Source organism: uncultured Tateyamaria sp., assembly GCF_947503415.1.
Classification (GTDB): Bacteria; Pseudomonadota; Alphaproteobacteria; order Rhodobacterales; family Rhodobacteraceae; genus Tateyamaria.
Genome location: NZ_CANNDS010000001.1, coordinates 119283 through 139588, shown reverse-complemented (window position 1 = coordinate 139588; position 20306 = coordinate 119283). Strand labels below are relative to the sequence as shown.

Annotated in this window: 20 protein-coding genes; 10 read left to right on the top strand and 10 right to left on the bottom strand. The window is 62.8% G+C overall.

What is annotated here, in order from left to right; translation table 11 throughout:
• Nucleotides 1-41: 41 nt before the first annotated feature.
• The 3 genes from Q1A32_RS00760 to ubiA form a co-directional block, all read right to left on the bottom strand.
• The gene (locus Q1A32_RS00760) at nt 42-368 is read right to left on the bottom strand and encodes a hypothetical protein (RefSeq protein WP_299648170.1); all 327 of its coding nucleotides are present in this window, start codon (nt 366-368) and stop codon (nt 42-44) included.
• Complete coding sequence (locus Q1A32_RS00755; protein ID WP_299652711.1) at nt 355-2268, bottom strand: OmpA family protein; 1914 nt, start codon at nt 2266-2268, stop codon at nt 355-357. The genes Q1A32_RS00760 and Q1A32_RS00755 overlap by 14 nt, the downstream gene beginning before the upstream one ends.
• Before the next feature lie 66 nt (nt 2269-2334).
• Nucleotides 2335-3297 carry a 4-hydroxybenzoate octaprenyltransferase gene (ubiA, locus tag Q1A32_RS00750; protein WP_299648167.1) on the bottom strand — a complete coding sequence of 321 codons (963 nt, stop codon included), beginning with the start codon at nt 3295-3297 and terminating at the stop codon, nt 2335-2337.
• A gap of 12 nt (nt 3298-3309) precedes the next feature.
• On the opposite strand from ubiA, the gene Q1A32_RS00745 reads away from it, so the two are divergent.
• The 5 genes from Q1A32_RS00745 (at nt 3310) to yghX (ending at nt 7977) form a co-directional block, all read left to right on the top strand.
• Nucleotides 3310-4035 carry a 16S rRNA (uracil(1498)-N(3))-methyltransferase gene (locus tag Q1A32_RS00745; protein WP_299648163.1) on the top strand — a complete coding sequence of 242 codons (726 nt, stop codon included), beginning with the start codon at nt 3310-3312 and terminating at the stop codon, nt 4033-4035.
• A complete protein-coding gene (locus Q1A32_RS00740) occupies nt 4035-4907 on the top strand; it encodes a GNAT family N-acetyltransferase (RefSeq protein ID WP_299648161.1) in 873 nt (290 codons plus the stop codon). Before Q1A32_RS00745 ends, Q1A32_RS00740 begins: the two co-directional genes overlap by 1 nt.
• A complete protein-coding gene (locus Q1A32_RS00735) occupies nt 4904-5440 on the top strand; it encodes a hypothetical protein (RefSeq protein WP_299652708.1) in 537 nt (178 codons plus the stop codon). Before Q1A32_RS00740 ends, Q1A32_RS00735 begins: the two co-directional genes overlap by 4 nt.
• 114 nt (nt 5441-5554) lie before the next feature.
• Nucleotides 5555-6925, top strand: a complete 1371-nt coding sequence (locus Q1A32_RS00730; protein ID WP_299648158.1) for a glutamate--cysteine ligase — start codon at nt 5555-5557, stop codon at nt 6923-6925.
• A 137-nt stretch (nt 6926-7062) separates the two neighbouring features.
• A complete protein-coding gene (gene yghX, locus Q1A32_RS00725; protein ID WP_299648155.1) occupies nt 7063-7977 on the top strand; it encodes a YghX family hydrolase in 915 nt (304 codons plus the stop codon).
• Nucleotides 7978-8004: 27 nt separating this feature from the next.
• Here yghX and Q1A32_RS00720 read toward each other — a convergent pair whose 3' ends face one another.
• The 6 genes from Q1A32_RS00720 to Q1A32_RS00695 are packed head-to-tail and all read right to left on the bottom strand — an operon-like array spanning nt 8005 to nt 12267.
• On the bottom strand, nt 8005-8628 hold the full coding sequence (locus tag Q1A32_RS00720) for a LysE family translocator (protein ID WP_299648152.1): 624 nt from the start codon (nt 8626-8628) through the stop codon (nt 8005-8007).
• 9 nt (nt 8629-8637) lie between these two features.
• Nucleotides 8638-8895, bottom strand: coding sequence for a hypothetical protein (locus tag Q1A32_RS00715; protein ID WP_299614331.1), 258 nt, complete (start codon nt 8893-8895; stop codon nt 8638-8640).
• Complete coding sequence (gene plsY, locus Q1A32_RS00710; protein ID WP_299648148.1) at nt 8892-9506, bottom strand: glycerol-3-phosphate 1-O-acyltransferase PlsY; 615 nt, start codon at nt 9504-9506, stop codon at nt 8892-8894. The genes Q1A32_RS00715 and plsY overlap by 4 nt, the downstream gene beginning before the upstream one ends.
• The gene (gene pyrC, locus Q1A32_RS00705; RefSeq protein ID WP_299610543.1) at nt 9507-10787 is read right to left on the bottom strand and encodes a dihydroorotase; all 1281 of its coding nucleotides are present in this window, start codon (nt 10785-10787) and stop codon (nt 9507-9509) included. It abuts the gene before it with no gap.
• The gene (locus Q1A32_RS00700) at nt 10784-11326 is read right to left on the bottom strand and encodes a hypothetical protein (protein WP_299648145.1); all 543 of its coding nucleotides are present in this window, start codon (nt 11324-11326) and stop codon (nt 10784-10786) included. The genes pyrC and Q1A32_RS00700 overlap by 4 nt, the downstream gene beginning before the upstream one ends.
• On the bottom strand, nt 11323-12267 hold the full coding sequence (locus Q1A32_RS00695; RefSeq protein ID WP_299648142.1) for an aspartate carbamoyltransferase catalytic subunit: 945 nt from the start codon (nt 12265-12267) through the stop codon (nt 11323-11325). Before Q1A32_RS00695 ends, Q1A32_RS00700 begins: the two co-directional genes overlap by 4 nt.
• Nucleotides 12268-12374: 107 nt before the next feature.
• Between Q1A32_RS00695 and Q1A32_RS00690 the strand changes: the two genes are divergently transcribed.
• From Q1A32_RS00690 to Q1A32_RS00670, 5 genes are all read left to right on the top strand, one after another.
• Nucleotides 12375-13145: a uracil-DNA glycosylase family protein gene (locus Q1A32_RS00690; RefSeq protein ID WP_299648139.1), complete on the top strand. Its 771-nt coding sequence runs from the start codon at nt 12375-12377 to the stop codon at nt 13143-13145.
• Nucleotides 13138-13746: a LysE family translocator gene (locus Q1A32_RS00685; RefSeq protein WP_299648136.1), complete on the top strand. Its 609-nt coding sequence runs from the start codon at nt 13138-13140 to the stop codon at nt 13744-13746. The genes Q1A32_RS00690 and Q1A32_RS00685 overlap by 8 nt, the downstream gene beginning before the upstream one ends.
• Nucleotides 13743-14285, top strand: coding sequence for a molybdenum cofactor biosynthesis protein B (gene moaB, locus Q1A32_RS00680; RefSeq protein WP_299614339.1), 543 nt, complete (start codon nt 13743-13745; stop codon nt 14283-14285). Before Q1A32_RS00685 ends, moaB begins: the two co-directional genes overlap by 4 nt.
• A gap of 94 nt (nt 14286-14379) precedes the next feature.
• Complete coding sequence (locus tag Q1A32_RS00675) at nt 14380-15837, top strand: efflux RND transporter periplasmic adaptor subunit (RefSeq protein WP_299648131.1); 1458 nt, start codon at nt 14380-14382, stop codon at nt 15835-15837.
• Nucleotides 15838-19452 (top strand): efflux RND transporter permease subunit, encoded by a 3615-nt coding sequence (locus Q1A32_RS00670; protein ID WP_299648128.1) that lies wholly within the window; start codon nt 15838-15840, stop codon nt 19450-19452.
• On the opposite strand, the gene Q1A32_RS00665 is transcribed toward Q1A32_RS00670, so the two are convergent.
• Nucleotides 19449-20288: a protein-disulfide reductase DsbD domain-containing protein gene (locus Q1A32_RS00665; RefSeq protein ID WP_366141219.1), complete on the bottom strand. Its 840-nt coding sequence runs from the start codon at nt 20286-20288 to the stop codon at nt 19449-19451. The two genes, Q1A32_RS00670 and Q1A32_RS00665, sit on opposite strands and share 4 nt — an antisense overlap.
• Between the last annotated feature and the right edge of the window lie 18 nt (nt 20289-20306).

The window sequence follows — 20306 nt, the reverse complement described above, 5'->3', positions numbered from 1 at the left end:
GCCGGTGGTAAGGCGGATCTTGATCCGCCCCGCCCGTCAGGTCAGCTTGCTTGTTGCCGATCGATCCAGGCGCGCAGCTCTTCCGCCTCGTGCCGGGCATCGCGCAGCCCGTCCATGGCCGCGCGCAACTCGGCTTCGGTCTGGGCCAGTTGGTTGGTCAGTTCGGCCTCGCGCTGCTGCAGATAGGTGATGGCCTGATCGCGGGTTTCTTCGGCCTCGTGCAATTCCTGGCTCATTCGGTCCAGTTCAGCCACGTCGCCCGCGGCCACACGCGTAAAGCGGTGGATCAGCCAATTCGCGAACCACCCCAAACAGAACGCAATGAAAAGAATGATGGCTGTCGCAATGACAAACTCAGTTCTGCTCATCTTCCTGTCCTTCGGCGCTGTCCGCTGTGCCCGCCTCTGTATCGCCTGTTCCGGCGAGGGTTTCCAGCGTTGTTTCGCCTTCTGGTGCAGAAGGGGTGGGGCGGATCAGCTTGAATTCGATGCGCCGGTTGGCTTCGCGCCCCGCTTCGGTGTCGTTTTCAGCGATGGGGTCCGTTTCGCCGTAGCCTTTTGCCGAATAGGTGGCGGTCAGAACGCGGCGTGCGCGCAATTCGTTTAGAACGGATTGTGCACGCGCCTGGCTCAGGTTCAGGTTCATCTCTTCGCGGCCCTGGCTGTCCGTGTGTCCCTGGATTTCCAGACGCAAGTCGCCGCACTGGCGCAAGATTTCCGAAATATCGTCCATCGTGCCAAGTGCGCCCGCGTCGATTGTGGCACTGCCCGGTTCGAAGGTGATCTTTGAACTGGCCAGAATTGTCGCAATTTCGGATTCGCATTCATCCGGTGTGGGAAGTGCCGCGATGGGATCGAGTTTTTCCTGATAGGTGACGCGAATGTCGAACTCTTCCGCTTCTCCCAGTTTTGAGGCGAGGAGCGTGGCGATGTTGGTGCTGGCCTTTGGGTTGCCCGTATTGCCAGACACCGTCAACGTGTCGGGTGTTACGGTCACTGCTCCGTTTGACAGCTGCGAGAGGGCTTCCAGCCCGGTCAGAACGCGGACGGGCCATGTGGCAGGCAGATCATCCACGATGCGTGTCGCCGTATACACGCTGTTGGAGCCGAAAGCGGCCTGTGCGTAACTGTCGACCAAAGCGCGCAGGTTTTCGTCCGAGATACGACCGCGCAGCTGTACCAGCCCTTCGGGGCTGAGCGTTGCCACGAATTCCTGTGGTCCCTGATTTGGGTCCACGGTTTCCGGCAGTTTGGCGTAAAGGGCAAACACCTCTGGCAGCTGGTTTTCCAACTCGCCGACTACGCGGTCAAAGTCGGACTGGGCGGTGCCTTCGGCCGCAATCAGTGTAATGTCGGCATCCGAAAAGGTCACAGACCCGGCGCCAAGTTCCGACAGGGCAGCGATGGCCTGCTCGACTGCGACACTCCAGCTGGGGGTCGGGACGCCCATGCCCACGGTGCATGTCCCTGGCCCCGTCAGGCCAGCGGCAAAGGCAGCATCCACGATGCGGCCCCGCGCAGCTTCGGTGTCCGCCGAGCACGCATCAAAGCGCGTGCCGTTTTCGTCCATGACCAGACGCAAGGTGAATGGGGTGATCACCGGGCGTGGTGCCGCGATATTGAGCGCCACGCGCAGGCCGGGCGGTGCGGCGCGGTTCAGCAGCGTTTCGAGCTGCGTTTTTTCGTCGGAGCTGTCAGTGATCGCTGTGATCGACACACGACCCGCAACAACGGAGACTTTGGCCCGTGGCAACCGCTCCATCGCGGCCAGCGCAAAGCCAAGCGCGTCTTCCCATCCGTCCGGCGCCGGGTAGTTCGCCACTTCGATCAGGTCGGTGACAGGCAAGTCATCGGCAATGGCCGTGATCTGGTCGATGACGCCGTCCCGGTCGGTCGATGTCGGGATCAGGCCGATGATCGAAAATCCTGCGTCGTTGCGCAGCAGCTCAGCCGAAAAGCGCGGTGGCGCGATGGCGGCGGCGGCTTCGACCTGCATGTCATCAATGACACGCGCCGCATCAACGATGCTGCCCGCCGTTGACAGTGCCGCAAAGCGGATCGCTTCGGTGGGAGCGATGCCGGCAAGGGTCACTTGCAGACCGTCCGCTTCCACCTCGGCCCATGTCAGCCCTTCCTCGTCCAGCGCATCACGTACGCCGATTTCCGAGCTTTCCTCGATCAACTGGACCGACAGGTTGGCCGTGACCAACGCCAGAACGGCGGCCACGGCAAACGTGGACACGATGATCAACAGGGATGACTGACGCATCATCGGCAAACCTTTGCTAAGCCTCGTCGCGCGGTCCGGTCTACGCGCGTTGCGAGTGGGGTTCAATCATACCAGAAGTGCAGCGCAGAAAAAGACCAGCGGAATGATGCCAGTGTCGCGGTTGGCCCGAAAGAGCTGCAGGCACTTGTTGGCATCCTCGATATCCAGTCCCCGCAGCTGCCACGCCATATGCCAGCCCATGGCCCATGGCCCTCCCAGCGCAAGGACCATGGCAAGCACATTGGCCTCGTCGATGGCGGCAAAGACCACGGCGATCCCCATAAGCCCCACAGTCGCCATCAGGAAGCGGCGCAACCACGGGCCGGTGTTTTCGCCAAAGAGCCGCGCCGTCGATTTGACCCCGATCAGAGCGTCATCTTCGGTGTCCTGATGCGCATAGATCGTGTCGTAGAACAGGGTCCACGCGATCCCCGCCAGATAGAGCACCACAGCGGGCGCTTCGAGTTGCCCGGTATGGGCCGTCCACGCCAGCAGCGCGCCCCAATTGAACGCCAGTCCCAGAAACACCTGCGGCCACCATGTGAAACGCTTGGCGAAGGGATAGACGGCCACCGGCAGCAGCGCGAGGATGCCCAGCAGGATTGCAGCCGTGTTGAACGTCAGCAGGATGCCAAACGCGATCAGCGCTTGCAGGCACATCCAAATGACGGCCCCCCGCACCGACACCTGCCCAGACGGGATCGGGCGGGACCGTGTCCGTTCGACCTGTCCATCGTAGTTGCGGTCAGAGATGTCATTCCACGTACACCCCGCCCCCCGCATCAGCCACGCGCCGATCGCACAACCGATGGCGATCCACGCGTCTTCCCAGCGCGGCGTCTGATCATGCAGGATCGCAAGGGCCAGCCCCCACCAGCACGGGATCAGCAGCAGCCATGTCCCGATGGGCCGGTCCGCACGGCTGAGCCGCAGGTAGCCCCGTGTCCAGGCCGGTGCCAGCGTGTCCACCCAGTTGCCCGAAACGGCGTCGGCCACTTGGCCCTCTGGCGATGGCTGCGAGTTGGTCATATGTGTGGGCCCATGAGTGACGCGAAAATCCGCCTTTATGTAGATCACCCTTTGGGTCAGGGGCAATCGGTCCCGCTGTCGCGGGAGCAGGCGCACTACCTTTTTGGTGTGATGCGCCTGTCTGTCGGTGCGGCTGTGCTGCTGTTCAACGGAACGGAGGGAGAGTGGAAGGCCGAGGTGGTGGAGGCGGGCAAGCGCGGGGGAACTTTGCTGTGCGCGGCGCACACCCGGCCCCTTCAGATGCCGCCTGACCTGTGGCTGATGTTCGCCCCGATCAAGAAGGCGCGTACTGACTTTATCGTGGAAAAGGCCGCAGAGATGGGGGCGCGGCGCATTTTGCCCGTGCAGACGGACTTCACCAATGCAGGCCGGGTACAGCGCGATCGTTTGCAGGCCCATGCCGTCGAGGCGGCAGAACAATGCGGCGGCACCTACGTGCCTGAGGTCGCTGACATGGCGCGGTTGGAGCGGGCTTTGGCGGACCTCGGCGACCGGCATTTGATGTTCTGCGACGAGGCACTGGCAGGGGCGGAGGACACCTCCGCCTTACCGGACATCTCCGGGCCTTGGGCCATATTGATTGGGCCGGAGGGCGGGTTTTCCGACAAGGAGCGTGCCCGGTTGCATGGCATGGAGAACGCGCACGCTGTGCAGTTGGGACAGCGTATCTTGCGGGCCGACACGGCGGCTGTGGCGGCGCTGACCGTTTGGCAGCAGCGCTTGGGGGACTGGCGGTAATGGCGCAGGAGACCTGCGCCTTACGGCGCGCCGCCCCTGCCGATGCGCCCCGGATCGAGACGTTTATGGCCGCCCATGCCGCGACCTCGATGTTCTTGCGCTCGAACCTGGCGGCGCATGGGCTTGGACCCTCAGACGCGGCGCACGCAACAGAAATGTTTGTTCACGAAGATGCGGACCGGGTGCATGGTGTGATTGGTCTGACCAACGGTGGCTATCTGATGGCGCAGCTTGCGGATGGGTCGGTTGATCTGTCCGCGGCACGCGCGCACTGGCAGGGGCGGCGCGTCGTGGGGATGACCGGGCTGCCAACTCAGGTCGCCCATGTGCTGACGGCCATGGGTTTGGCCGACACTCAGACGACCGTGGATCATGATGAACCGCTTTTCCAGTTGGACCTTTCCGACTTGGCCGGCCCCTTTGACACGCTGCGTGTCCCGCAGCCGTCGGACCGAGAGATGCTGGAAAACTGGTTTTTCGACTACCTGTGCGACACCGGGGCGTCAGACAGTGACCTATCCACGCGGGCGGACGCGGTTGCACGGGCCAAGCGCGCCGTCGCGGGCGACACTGTAGGGCTGCTTGAGGTGGACGCGGTGCCCGTCGCCATGACGGCCTTCAACGCCGAAGTTGCGGGCATGGTGCAGGTTGGGGGCGTGTTCGTGCCTCGCGCATTGCGCAACAAGGGCTATGGCCGTCGCGTCGTTGTAGCACATCTGGCTGACGCCCACGCACGCGGCATCGGACGGGCCATCCTGTTTGCGGCATCTGACGACGCCGCCCGCGCATATCGGGCCATTGGATTCGAGCAGATCGGAACCTACCGTGTTGCCCTGTTCAAAAAGGCCGCGACGATTGAAGGAGCGATCTGATGTTCTTCCGACCCGAAGCCAAGGCCGCCCTTTGGCGCTGGCGCGAAGTGTTGACGGGTATGGCACTGGCCATTCTGGCGCTCTGGTGGTTGGCGCAGGCGCACGGCGTTCTGGGCTACATAGCGCCGGTCATGTTGGTCGGGGCCGGTGCGCTGATCATGGTGGGCCTGCAGCGTGGCCGCTTTCGTGGCGCGGGTGGCGGATTGGGCACCGTGCAGGTGGTTGAGGGTGAGGTGACGTATTTTGGTCCGCTCAATGGTGGGTCCGTCTCGATGCGCGAAGTGCAACGGGTAACCCTTGACGGGGCGCAAAGCCCTGCGCACTGGCGTCTTGATCAGCCGCACCAACCGCCTTTGATGATCCCTGTGGATGCGGATGGGGCCGATGCCCTGTTTGATGCCTTTTCGGCTTTGCCGGGGCTCAGGACCGAACGCATGCTCGCTCAATTGCGCGACACACCGGACGCGCCCGTCGTGATCTGGGAACGCAGCGCACCGAATTTGGCACAGATGGAGCCTCAGGGCCGGGCGTGATGCGCATGAATGCGCACATCTCCGTGACCTCACGCACGCCCCCTGCGCATTGACACCTCCGCCAATTCGCACCATCCCTTTCATCCCAACACAGACGCAAATCGGAGCGCCCCCATGTCCATCCCTCAGTCCGGCGGCGGGCCGATCGAACATCACGACCAGCTGGCCCAGTATCTGGCCGACGGGTGCAAGCCCAAGGAAGACTGGCGCATCGGCACCGAACACGAGAAGTTCGGCTATTGTCGCGACACCCTGAAACCCCTGCCATACGAGGGCGCCCGGTCCATCGAAGCCGTGCTGAGCGCGCTGCGCGACCGTCACCAGTGGTCAGAGGTGCGCGAAGGCGGCAAGCTGATCGGGCTGGAGAAGGACGGCGCGAATGTGTCACTGGAACCCGGCGGTGCGCTGGAGCTGTCCGGTGCGCCTTTGGAGACCATTCACGAGACCTGCGACGAGGTGAATAGTCACCTGCGCGAGGTCATGGATATCGCGAACGAAATCGGCGTCGGCTTTATCGGTCTGGGGGCTGCCCCCACATGGACCCACGAAGAAATGCCTTTGATGCCCAAGGGCCGGTATAAGCTGATGGATGCTTATATGGGCAAGGTGGGCACCATGGGTCGGACCATGATGCGGCGGACCTGTACGGTGCAGGTCAACCTCGACTTCGGGTCCGAGGCGGACATGGTGCAAAAGATGCGCGTCGCCATCGCGTTGCAGCCGGTGGCCGTGGCCCTGTTCGCCAATTCACCGTTTTTCGAGAACAAGCTGAACGGTCACAAATCCTGGCGCAGCCGGGTGTGGCGCGATCTGGACGCGGACCGCACCGGCATGATCCCCTTCGTGTTCGAAGAGGGGTTCGGATTTGAACGCTGGGTGCAATACGCGCTCGATGTGCCGATGTATTTTGTCTATCGCGATGGGCAGTATGTCGATGCGCTGGGCCAGTCGTTCCGCGATTTCCTGCAAGGCAAGCTGCCTGCGCTGCCGGGCGAGACTCCGACGTTGAGTGACTGGGCAGACCACCTGACCACCGCTTTCCCGGAAGCGCGGATCAAGAAGTTCATTGAAATGCGCGGGGCCGATGGTGGCCCTTGGCGGCGTCTATGTGCCTTGCCGGCGTTCTGGGTTGGCCTGACCTATGACCAGACAGCGCTGGATGCGGCGTGGGATCTGGTCAAGGGGTTGGATGCCGAGACCCGCGATGGGTTGCGGGTGGCCGCGTCCGTTGACGGTCTACAGGCCGAAGTGAACGGCGTGAAAATGCACGATCTGGCGCGCGAGGCGGTTGCGATTTCGCGGGCCGGGTTGGCCGCGCGTGCCCGCCCCGGTGCTGGTGGTTTGATTCCGGACGAGACGCATTTCCTGAATGCCCTTCAGGAAAGCGTGGAGACGGGCAAGACCCCTGCGGACGAGTTGCTGGACCGCTACCACGGCGACTGGAACGGCGATATCAGCCGGGTGTTTGCCGACTATTCGTATTGAAGCGACGAGGCTGCGTGGCGCTTACATGCTACGGCGGACGGATCGTTGGAACCGTCCGCATGAAATGTGATCGCAATCGCGGATAGCGATGCCGGTGAACCGTGCTACCTTACCGGTGTCCAACCGGAGGATTGCAGATGAACAGCCATACACCGTCCCGCCGCCTGACTGCCGCGGATTTCGACCAGGATTTGCTGGACCTCTACGACTACTATGCGCACGGCAAGATTACGAAGCGCGAGTTCCTCGACCGTGCCGGCAAGTGGGCCGTGGGTGGTCTGACCGCCGCCGCCATCCTTGGCACGCTGTCGCCCAACTATGCGCTGGCGCAACAGGTCGAGGAAGATGACCCCGATATCGTCGGCGAGGACATCACCTATCAAAGCCCCGACGGCACGGGCGAGATCACCGCATATCTGGTGCGTCCAACTGAAATTGACCCGGACCGCCCGCCTGCTGCCGTGCTCGTCGTGCACGAGAACCGGGGCCTCAATCCCTATATCCGCGACGTGGTGCGCCGTCTTGCGAAGGCAGGTTTCATCGCGATGGGTCCCGATGGTCTGTCGTCGCTTGGCGGGTATCCGGGCACCGATGACGAGGGGCGCCAGATGCAGCGCACGCTTGATCAGGGGGCGTTGCTGAATGACTTCTTTGCTGGATTTGAGTTTCTGCAGGCGCTGGAGGGTACCAATGGCAAGGTGGGTGCCACGGGCTTTTGCTATGGCGGTGGCGTGGTGAGCAGGCTTGCAGCCGCCTATCCCGAAATGGCCGCCGGAGTGCCGTTCTACGGCTCTTTCCCCGATGCCGAACAGGTGGCCGGGATCGAGGCGCCGTTGATGATCCAGCTGGCGTCCCTTGATCAGCGGATCAACGCGATGTGGCCTCCGTTCCAGAAAGCGATGGAGGAGAATGACAAGCGGTACGAGGCCCACATTTATCCCGGCGTGAACCACGGGTTTCACAATGATACCACGCCGCGTTACGACGAGGCAGCGGCCACTCTGGCAGAAGAGCGGATGGTGGCATGGTTCCGGACCTATCTTGCCGGGTGAAAGCCGTTGCGTCGCCTGTGAATGCGCCTAGACCAAGCGCGCTGTAAGGATACGCAGCGCCGCTGCGCCGAAAAAGATGGCAAATACTGCTTCGAACCCGCGTTTCGCGCGGGCATAGGCGCGTGTCATCGGGCCGGAGGAGAAGATCAGCGCATAGCCGTGGAACACCGTGAAACTCAGTGCGCCAACGGCGAGGATCACCGTCAAAAGTGCTGTGACCGGTGTTCCCGGTGGCACACCGACGGAATAAAGCGCGCCGAAGAACAGGATCGCCTTGGGGTTGGTCAGGTGCAGGGCAAGGCCTTTGGCGTAGTGCGCCTTGATCGACCGTGACGTGACTGGCGGCACTTTCAATGCGGCCCCCATCCACGAAGAGCGTGCGGATTTGATGGCGAGCCAGCCCAGGTAGGCGGCCCCGGCATAGCGCACAATTTCGAACAGCCATGCATTGGCCAGCATGATTGCCCCAAGGCCAAAGGCCGCAGACACCGACCACATGAACGATCCCGTCGTCACGCCGGTGGCGACGGCCAGACCGGCGTGCCTGCCCGAGGACATTGAGGTTCCAGCAATGGCGAGGGTCGCGGGGCCGGGGCTTGCGCCAGCCAGAAGCGCGGCAAGCAAGATCAGGGGCAGGTTGATGTCTGTCATTCTGCCAGCCTAGGCGTCGGGGACCAGCGCGTCTACAAAAGCGCGCACTTTGGCCTCAGGCATCTCGCATGGTTTGAGGCGCGCGCCTGATCCCAGATCATACCAGTTCAGGCTGATATAGTCGGTGCCGCCCAGTTCTTCGGCCACCAGCTTGATGGATTTGCCGTTCGCATAGCTGGACTTGGTCGCCACATATCTGCGCCCATGCGCTGTGCCAAAAAATGTGCCATCGGGCAGGGCTGTGAGCGCCGCTGCGAAATCGCTCACTCGGATTTCTGGCCGATCTTGGGTTCCGTGCCCGCCTTGATGCGGCGGATGTTCTCGCGGTGTCGCCAGAAGATCAGCAGGGTCAGTATGACGCCCAGAAACAGACCTTCGGGGTAGCCCAGAAACAGCATCAGAAACGTGGAGGCCGCCGCTGCCACGATCGCACCCATGGATGAAATCCGGGTTACGCCCGCACCGATCAGCCACGCCACACAGGCTGCCAGCCCGACAGGCCACGCCAGCGCAATAAGCAGGCCCAGGAATGTCGCAACACCCTTGCCGCCCTTGAATTTCAACCAGATGGGATAGCAATGCCCCAGCATCGCGGCGAGTCCCGCAATCTGTGCCGCATCCTCGGCCCCGGTTACCGCCCGCGTCAACAAAAGCGCAGCCGCCCCTTTCCCAGCATCCAAAAGCAGGGTCAGCGCCGCAGCCGTCTTGTTGCCGGTGCGCAGCACATTGGTGGCACCGATGTTGCCTGACCCGATCTCGCGCAGGTTGCCGAGGTTCATGGCCTTTGCCAGCACCATGCCAAACGGAATCGATCCAAGGGCGTAGCCGATCACCGCCCACAGGGCGAGCGTTGCGAGTGTGCTTTCAAGAAGGGGCATTCAGTCTCTTTTGTATACGGAGTGGCCAGCCACGAATGTTTGCAGGACCTTACCTTGCATGCGGGCCCCGTCAAACGGGGTGTTGCGCGATTTGGACTGAAGTGTTGCACGGTCCATCACGAAAGGCGCGTGCGGGTCAAACAGGATCAGATCAGCGGGTGCACCGATGGCAAGCCGCCCGGCATTGAGACCCAACCGTTTGGCCGGATTCAGCGACATGGCGCGCCACAAGGTAGGAAGGTCGATTTGATCCGCATGGAACAGGCGCATGGCAGCGGGCAGCAGCGTTTCAAGCGCCACCGCACCGGAGGCCGCGGCCTCGAACGGCAGGCGCTTGCTTTCTTCGTCCTGCGGCGTGTGCATCGAGCTGATGATGTCGATAAGGCCCGTTTGCACCGCTTCGGCAATGGCCACGCGGTCCTCTTCGTCGCGCAAGGGTGGCTTGATCTTGAAGAAGGTGCGGTAGTCGGCCACGTCCAGCGCATTGAGCGTCAGGTGGTGTATTGATGTGCCGGCAGTGATGTCAAAGCCATTGCCCTTGGCCCGCTCCAGCGGGGGCAAGGCGCGGGCGGCGGTGATCTGGTCGGCGTGGTAGCGCGCGCCTGTCATCTCGACCATGGCGATGTCTCGGTCGAGCCCCATGCGTTCTGCCATAGGGGACACGGCGGGCAGGCCGCGCAGGGAGGCGAATTTGCCTGATGTAGCGGCAGCCCCGACGCTCAGGATCGGTTCTTGCGGATGACCCAGAACAAGCGCGCCAAGGCTGCGGGCATAGGTGAGCGCGCGGGCAAACACCTTGCTGTCCGTCACCACATGGTCGCAATCGGTGAACGCCACGGCCCCGGCGTCCAGCAGGAACCCGATCTCTGTCATCTCGCGCCCTTGCCGTCCCTTGGTCAGCGCGGCCATGGGCAGGACGTTCACGGGGGCGGCCTCACGCGCGCGGCGGATCACGAATTCCAGCGTTTCGGGGTTGTCGATGGCCGGGTCCGTGTCAGGCCGCGTCACCATGGTGGTCACGCCACCTGCGGCTGCGGCCTGCCCGGCCGAACCAAAGCTCTCCTTGTGCCGCTCACCCGGCTCGCAGACCTTCACGCCGATATCGACCAGCCCCGGGGCCAGATGCTTGCGATTGCAGTCGATGGTGTCGCGCGCGTCGGGCAGGGGACTGTCATCGGTGATGATCGCGCTTATCCGGCCATCCGTGACGGCCAGCGCCCCGGTGGTCACGGTCCCCTCGGGGTCCAGCAGCTTGGCGTTTGTGAAAAGAAGGTCTGTCATCCGCCAATCCAAATCATCGCCCAGGTCAGCAGACCCAACACAAGCAGTGCAATCATCGCGATCCGGCCTGACATGGCGGCATCGGATGGCTTTTTCTTTACCGTTTCGGCGGGGGCGGAATAGGGCTGCGCACTCTCGGCCTCTACCGTTTCGGTCGCCCGCCAGTCGGTGCGTGTCTCACCATACGTGCCGATGAGCGTCAGCGACGCCGATGGTGACAGCGTCGTCTCGCAATCCCGGAATGCCAGTGAAAACACGATCATGACCCAGCCGCCCAGTTTGTCGAGCTTGGCCCGGTCCGGATTTAGTTGGTCCATCGGCACGGCGTTGCCTTCGGCCAGATAGCCCACCAATCCGACCCCTTCGAGGTCGGATATGGGAAACACCTCAACTTGTGCCACATCCACCGATGTGCCAAGGGCTGCTTCGATCAACGCCGGGTCGTCTTTGAGCGTGCGCGCCTCGTCATCTGTCATCGACAGGGCAAAGACGCGGATCACGCCGCGCTCATTCCGGGGCACTGTCAGGTCGTCGCTCATGCCGCACCCCGCACATCGCGCAGGTTGCGCGCCAGAAGGTCCATGGCGGCCATGCGGACGGCCACGCCCATTTCCACCTGATCCTGAATGACGGACCGGTTGATGTCGTCGGCCAATGTGCCGTCAATCTCCACCCCGCGGTTCATGGGGCCAGGGTGCATGACGATGGCGTCGGGTTTTGCATGGGCCAGCTTGTCCGCATCCAGACCAAAACGGTGATAGTATTCGCGTTCTGACGGGATAAAACCGCCATCCATGCGTTCGCGTTGCAGGCGCAGCATCATCACCACGTCGACGTCTTCGAGCCCGCGTGCCATGTCGTCGAACACCTCGACCCCGAACTCGGAAATGCCCGAGGGCATTAGGGTCGGCGGGCCGATCAGGCGGATGCGGTTCTCCATCTTGCCCAGAAGGATGATGTTCGACCGGGCCACACGGGAATGGGCAATGTCGCCGCAGATGGCGATGCTCAGGCGATGAAGCCGCCCCTTGGCACGGCGGATTGTAAGGGCATCGAGCAGCGCTTGGGTCGGGTGTTCATGCCGCCCGTCGCCTGCGTTCAGCACGGCGCAATTGACCTTTTGCGCCAAGAGGTCGACGGCACCGGAATGCGGATGCCGTACCACCAGCAGATCGGGGTGCATGGCGTTGAGCGTCATGGCCGTGTCGATCAGCGTCTCGCCCTTGGTGATGGACGACGCCTGCATGGCCATATTCATCACGTCAGCCCCCAGCCGTTTGCCTGCCAGTTCAAAGCTGGCCTGCGTGCGGGTGGAATTTTCAAAGAACATGTTGATCTGGGTCAGGCCCGCCAGCGCATCACCATGCTTTTCGGCGGCGCGGTTCAGGTCCACATAGTCTTCGGCCCGGTCCAGAAGGGTCACGATTTCTTCGGGGCGCAGGTGTTCTATCCCCAGAAGATGGCGGTGGGTAAAGGTCATGAGCATCCCTTGGCGTGTTCGGGGGCTTATATGCGGCGGACACGCGGCCCGGCAAGACGTGTGTTTGGGGCGTTCCGGTTGGCGCCGAAGGGGGGTAGGGTCAGGCCATGGAATCGGCAGAGTATCACAGCGCCCTTGCGGCGCTCGCCTGGCAGATCGAGCTGGGCGCGGACGAGTGCATCGCGGATGCGCCGGTGGACCGCTATGCTGTGCCTGCATCTGTGCCAAAAACGGCCAAACCCGCGGCGAAGGCCGAAGCCGCGCCTGCGCCCGGACCGCAGAGCGCCGTTGATCCGGTTGCGATTGCTCAGTCGGCAGCGACGGCGGCACAGGACCTTGAGGGGCTGCGCGCGGCCCTTGCCGCCTTTGACCACTGCGAACTCAAACGCGGCGCCCGCAATCTTGTGTTCTCGGACGGCGTCCCCGGTGCCCGCGTGATGATCGTGGGTGAAGCGCCCGGTCGGGACGAGGATATGCAGGGCAAACCCTTTGTGGGCCGGGCGGGGCAGCTTCTGGACAAGATGTTGGCCGCCATCAACCTCAGCCGGGACGAGAGTGTCTACATCACCAATGTCCTGCCATGGCGTCCGCCGCAGAACCGCGATCCCAAGCCCGAAGAGGTCGCGATGATGCAACCCTTCCTTTATCGCCATATCGAACTGGCGAACCCGGATGTGCTGGTTGTTGTGGGCAACCATTCCTGTCAGGCGCTGCTGGGCAAACGCGGCATCACCCGTCTGCGCGGTGACTGGACCGAAGCGCGCGGCAAACCTGCGCTGCCCATGTTCCACCCGGCCTATCTGCTGCGCAATCCGGCGGCCAAGCGCGAGGCGTGGGCCGATCTGCTGAGCCTTCAGGCCCGGTTGCGCGATGGTTGATCCTGTCCTCTTGCTTGCGTTTATCCCCGCCGGGTTGGCGCTGAACCTCACGCCCGGGGCCGACATGATGTTTTGCCTTGGGCAGGGATTGCGCGCAGGTCCGCGGGCCGCGCTGGCGGCGAGTGCGGGTATCTCGCTGGGGTCGTTTGTGCATACGGGATTGGCGGGTTTGGGCCTTGGCGCGCTGGTGGCCGCCGTGCCGCTGGCGTTCGAGGTGATCCGTTGGATCGGCGTGGCCTATCTGCTGTGGCTTGCCGTGCAAACCCTGCGGCACAGCACCAACCCAGGTGCCGCGCCGGCGGTGCCACGCCGTGCATTCCGGGCCGGGCTGATGGTCAACCTGACCAATCCCAAGGTGATCCTGTTTGTGCTGGCCTTTGTGCCACAATTCGTCAGCCCGGAGGCCGGGCCGGTCCTGCCGCAATTTCTGATCTTTGGGGCGCTGCTTGCCCTCGGCGGTTTCGTCATCAACGGCGCAGTGGGCGTGTTCGCAAGCGGTGCCGGTAAACGGTTGGCGCGCGGCAGTCGCTTGCTTGACTACATCTCGGCCAGCGTCTTTGCCGCCCTTGCCGCCCGTCTTGCCATTCTGGAGCGTACATGAGCCGTATCGACGAAAGCCTTGATTTCATTGCCATCCGTATCGCGGTTCTGACGGTCAGTGACACGCGCAGTCTGGACGAGGACCGGTCAGGTGACGTTCTGGTGGGACGGATTGCGGATGCAGGGCACGCGCTGGCGGATCGCAAAATCCTGCCCGATGAGCGCGCGCAGATCGCAGATCAACTGCGGGCTTGGTGCAATGATCCAGAGATCGACGTGGTTATCTCGACCGGCGGCACCGGTCTGACGGGACGAGATGTCACGGTCGAAGCGCACCGCGATGTTTATGAAAAAGAAATCGACGCGTTTGGCACCATATTCACCATCGTCTCGATGCAAAAGATCGGGACAAGCGCTGTGCAAAGCCGCGCCACGGGGGGCGTATGCAATGGCACGTACCTGTTCGCGCTGCCCGGCAGTCCGGGTGCGTGCAAGGACGCGTGGGACGAAATTCTGGGCCGACAGCTCGACTACCGCCACCGCCCCTGCAACTTTGTCGAAATACTACCGCGCCTTGATGAACATCAGCGACGGAAATAGCGCACCCGCACGTAACAGCTTTGTTGTTTGGACTTTTTTCAGGCGCACCTAAATTATGCTATGTTCCAGCAAAGGCGTTTAAAGGCGTGAAAACATGAGATTTTTGAGGCAAAGCCTGATCGGACTGGTGCTGGCCGCACTCAGCCTTGGGCTGTTGGCCTATGCCGGACAGATCGTGGGTGGCGCATTGCAGGCGCGGCTCGCGTCTGAATCCAAGGCGCCACCGGCCCGCGAGCGTGTCTTTGCCGTGGGTGTTGTGCGGGCAGAGCCGGGAACCGAAACCCCTGTGCTTGAGGCATTCGGAGAGATCGAAAGCCGCCGAACGCTTGAACTGCGTGCCGCAGCGTCGGGCCGTGTGATCGAGTTGGCCAACGGGTTCGAAGACGGCGGCGAGGTGAACAAAGGTCAGGTGCTTGTGCGCATCGATCCCGCCAATGCCGAAGCAGCCTTTGCCCGGGCCGAGGCCGACCTGATGGATGCCGAGGCCGAAGTGCGGGACGCCGACCGTGCCCTGAGCCTTGCGCGGGACGAAGAACAGGCGGCACAGGATCAGGCCAACCTGCGCCAACGCGCCTTTCAACGGCAGGTGGACCTCGCCGCCCGTGGCGTCGGGACGGCCGCAGCGGTGGAAGAGGCGGAATTAGCCGCATCGTCGGCCCGCCAATCTGTCCTGTCACGCAGGCAAGCCGTCACCACCGCCGAAGCGCGCATTGATCAGGGCCAGACCCGTCTTGCCCGCGCGCGCATCGCCCTGGATGAAGCGCAACGCACGTTGGACGACACGACGGTCACCGCCCCATTTGACGGCACGTTGAACGAAACGGATCTGGTTGCAGGGCGCCTTGTCGCTGCCAACGAAAAGCTGGCCGTGCTCATCGACCCGAATGCGCTTGAGGTCGTGTTTCGCGTTTCAACGGCGCAATATGCGCGCCTGTTGAACGATCAGGGCAATGTGATCTCTGCGCCGGTGACAGCCACTCTGGACGTGGCGGGCATTGATCTTGCGGCCACCGGCACCGTCAGTCGCGCAAGCGCCGGGGGCGGTGAGATGCAGGTGGGGCGCTTGGTCTTCGCGCGTCTGGACAGTGCGGTTGGGTTCAAGCCCGGTGACTTCGTGACGGTGGCAGTTTCCGAACCGCCGCTCAACCAGGTTGTGCGGTTGCCTGCCTCTGCCGTTGATGCGGCGAACACTGTGCTGGTGCTGGGCGAAGGCAATCGGCTTGAATCCGTCAACGTTCAACTCTTGCGCCGTCAGGGCGATGATGTGCTGGTGCGCAGCCCCGATCTTGTTGGTCGCGATGTGGTCGAAGCGCGATCGCCGCTGCTGGGCGCGGGCATTTCGGTGCGCCCACTGCGCCCGGATCAGGCGGATGCGCCGTCCGAGCCGGAAATGCTGGAACTGAGCGAAGAACGCCGTGCGCGGCTTGTTGCCTTTGTCGAAGGCAATCAGCGGATGCCGGCAGAAGCGAAAGAACGCGTCCTGTCCCGACTGAGCGAGGCGCGTGTGCCTGCCCAGATGGTGGCCCGGCTTGAAAGCCGGATGGGCGGCTAGATGGCGCGCGGCATCCCAAAGGCTGCGGGCGGCATCCTCAGCTACTTTGTCCGGCACCGCACCGTCGCCAACCTGCTTTTGCTGGTCATGCTGGTGGCCGGGGCTGCCGCCGTGCCGAACATGCGGGCGCAGTTCTTTCCCGATGTGATTGTCGACAATGTCACGGTCAATGTCCGCTGGGATGGTGCTGGTGCCGAAGATGTCGACGCCGGCATCGTGCAGGTGCTGGAGCCGGGTTTGCTGGCTGTGGAGGGGGTGGAAAGCACGTCCTCACGCTCGACCGAAGGGTCCGGCACGATCACGCTTGAGTTCGAGCCGGGTTGGGACATGGGGCGTGCCGCAGACGACGTGCAAACGGCTGTCGACACAGTGACCACGCTGCCCGATGAAGCAGATGAACCGACAGTGCGCCGCGGCGCGTGGCGGGACCGGGTGACAGATGTGGTCATCACCGGCCCGGTGGGTCCTGAGCAGTTGGGCCTTTTTGCTGACGAACTGGTTGTGCGTCTCTTTGCCGAAGGTGTCACGCGGACCACGATCCGCGGTGTGGCTGCGCCGCAAGTGATGGTCGAAGTGCCATCGCTGTCGCTCATCGCAAACGAAGTCACCATGTCCGACATCGCTCAGGCCATCGCGGGCGAGGTGGATACCGACCCCGCAGGCGACGTGACAGGGGCCAATGCCCGCGTGCGCACCGGCACTCAGAAACGCACGCCCGAGGAAATCGCAGGCATCGTCCTGCGGTCCAATGCCGACGGATCCAAGCTGCGCATCCGCGATGTGGCGACCGTGACGCAACTGGGCTCTGCCCGCGAACGCAGTTATTTCGTGGGTGACGACCCTGCCGTTTCGATACGCGTGGATCGGTCCAACAATGGCGATGCCATCGCCATGCAAGGCCAGGTCGAAGACGTGGCGGCCGAATTGCAGGCAACCTTGCCGCCGTCTGTCACGGTCGAACTGATCCGCACCCGTGCCGAGGCGATTTCCGCACGCCTCAATATTCTGATCGACAATGCGATTGTGGGCCTTGGCCTTGTCATCGCGCTGTTGTTCCTGTTCCTCAATGCCCGCACGGCGTTCTGGGTGGCCGCTGGCATTCCCGTCGCGTTGCTGGCGGCCATTGCCCTCATGTATCTGGGTGGGCTGACCATCAATATGGTGTCCCTCTTTGGTCTGATCATCACGCTTGGGATCGTGGTCGATGACGCCATCGTGGTGGGTGAGCATGCCGATCACCGTTACCGCGCATGGGGCGAGCCGCCATTGGTCGCAGCCGAAAATGCGGCAAGGCGCATGGCGATGCCTGTTTTTGCCGCAACCCTGACGACCGTCATCGCTTTCTTCGGCCTTCTGGCCGTGGGCGGACGCTTTGGCGATCTGATCGCAGACATTCCCTTTACCGTGATTGTCGTTCTGATTGCGTCGCTCATTGAATGTTTCCTGATCCTGCCGCATCACATGGGGCATGCGCTGGCGGCATCCGACAAACCGCAATTCAGCCGGGCCAAGCTGGCGACAGCGGTTCTTAGCGTCGCGGTGCTTTCGGCTGTGATCTCTGGTGCCATCGGTTTTGTCATCTGGCCAGAAGCCATTGCCACTTTGCCTGACGCTCTTCCCTACCTGATCGCGGGGCCTGTTGTGCTTGCCGCCTTGTTCCTTGTCTCGCCCCGCCGGTTCAAGCTGGCCTGGGTTGCTTCCATGGGCACGAAGGGCCTCGATACGCCGTCGATGATCGTCAACGGTGGTTTCGAATGGATGCGCGAAAAGCTGTTCCGCCCGATGATGGCGGGTGTGATTGCGGCGCGCTACGTCGTGCTGGCGGGCGCCTGCGCCATTCTTGCCAGCCAGCTTGCGCTGTTCATTCAGGGCGACGTGCAATGGCGGTTCTTCAATGCGCCGGAACGTGGGTCGGTCACCGGCAACTTCGCCATGGTCGAAGGAGCGTCCCGCGACGACACGCTTGCCATGATGCGCGAAATGCAGCGGGCGACCGAAGCGCTGGGCGTTCAGTACGAGGAACGGTATGGCCGCAATCCCATCGACTACGTCATTGCCGAAATCGGTGGCAACGCGGGCCGGGGATTGGCGGGCACGGACAGCAAGGACAACGACCTGCTGGGCGGCATCTCCATCGAGCTGATCGATGCGGATCTGCGCCCCTATTCCTCGTTCGCCTTTGTGGCCGAGTTGCAGGATGTGGTTGTCCATCACCCGCTGGCCGAAACGGTCAGCTTCCGGGGATGGCGGTCTGGCCCGGGCGGAGATGCGCTGGATGTCGAGTTCTTCGGCGCCGACACCGACACGCTCAAGGCCGCTTCCGAAGATCTGAAACGCGCACTTTTGCAGTACCCGGAGGTGAGCGCTGTCGAAGACAACCTCGCCTTCGACAAGGAAGAGCTGATCCTTGACCTCACCGCGCAGGGTCAAGCGCTTGGCTTCACCATCGATACGCTGGGCCGCGCCTTGCGCGACAGGCTCAACGGGATTGAGGCGGCCACTTTCCCCGATGGTCCTCGCAGCGCCGAAATTCGGGTGGAACTGCCAGAGAACGAACTGACGGCCGATTTTCTTGACCGCACGCAGATGCGGACGCCTGACGGCACATATGTGCCGCTTGCTGATATTGTCAGCGTTGACCGGCGCACCGGCTTTTCCACCGTCCGGCGTGAAAACGGCATCCGCTTGATTTCGGTCACCGGCGACATTTCCGAAGATGATCCGGCGCGGGCCACTGAAATCAACCGCGCATTGGCCGAAGACATCCTGCCCAACATCGCCGCAGAACGGCAGGTCGACTTCCGCAAGGCAGGTCTGTCCGAGCAGGAAAACGACTTCCTCAGCGACAGCCTGACCGGGCTGATCCTGTGTCTGACCGGAATTTATCTTGTGTTGGCTTGGGTCTTTGCCAGCTGGACGCGACCGGTTGTCGTGATGGCGATTATCCCCTTCGGGCTTGTGGGGACCATTTACGGCCACAGCGTCTGGGACATTCCTCTGAGCATGTTCACGGTTGTGGGGTTGTTGGGCATGACAGGGATCATTATCAATGACAGCATCGTGCTGGTGACCACAATCGACGACTATGCCAAGGATCGGGGCCTGTTCCCATCCATCATAGATGGCGCGGCAGACCGGCTAAGGCCCGTCATGCTGACCACGCTGACCACGGTTCTGGGCATGACGCCGCTGCTCTACGAGACATCGCAACAGGCGCAGTTCCTCAAACCCACGATTGTCACTTTGGTCTACGGGCTGGGTTTCGGCATGCTGCTGGTGCTTTTGGTGGTGCCTGCTCTGGTGGCCGTCCAGCACGACGTTGCGCGGCAGATCCGGGCGATGCGGCGGGGCCTTGGATCACCCGCAGCTTCGGTGCGCTGGGGGTTCATGGCGCTCTGGACGATTGTTCTGGCGTGGTTCGGAGCAACGATGGGTTATGCCCTGTTTACAGGCGCTCTGCTGCCGCAACTGTCGTCCGCGCTTCCGCAACTGGCTGAGCGCGCGGCGGTGTCGACGGCACTTGCGCTCTTTGCGGTTGGGGTTATGGCACTGGGGCTTGTGGCTTACATTCTGGCGGCGATCACGTTTCAGATCACACGCTGGCGCGCGGCCTAACCGGCGGTGCAGCCGCGGACATCCACGGCATAGCTGCCACCCAGAATGGTGATACGCACGTCGGACCGGTCGATGGCAAATGCACCGCCATCTGCATGCATCATCTCGCTGACCGCAACGACAGTGTCGCCAGTGCGGGATGTCTTGGCCTCGCTCACCCACACACCCGGCACACCGGGTTCGATGACGGCGACTTCGGTGCCGCCGGTATGTGGCAAGGTCACGCGCGCTTCGATCTGCATGCCATGTTCGGTCGGGCGCAGCTGGCAGGTGGCTGCTTGCACCTCGGCCTCCGCTTCGGAATAGGGAACATCGGCCAAAGCGGCCACAATGGCGGGCGTCGGCGTCAGATCCGGGCTGTCCAGCAGTGTGTTGATGGACACTTGATGCGGAATGCAAACATCGGAACACACACCCATGGACAAGGTCGTGCGCAGGCGCATCGGTTTGCCCGGCTTTGAGGGCGTGATGTGCATCGGAATGACCACCTGATCAGTGTAACCGATAGAGCGCATACCGTTCTGGGTGTGCACATCGGGCGTGGGCCATGTCAGGCTGACAGCACCAATATTGCGGGCGCGGGACCAGTCGAAATGGGGCGGAATGCCAGCATCACCCGGCGCGCGCCAATAGGTTTTCCAACCGGGCGCCAGCGAAAGGCGTATGGCGGCCAACCGGCGGCCATCGGGCAGGTCCCAGCCCTGAATCACCTCAGTCTTCACCACATCATCAAACCGACCCTGCGCCAGCGAGGGCACAGCAGTTATCGCCGTCAGGACGGCTGCAATGGAAAGGGCGCTCTGTTTCATACTGGTGTAGATGACGGTTTGCGCCATCAATGCCAAGTCACGTCC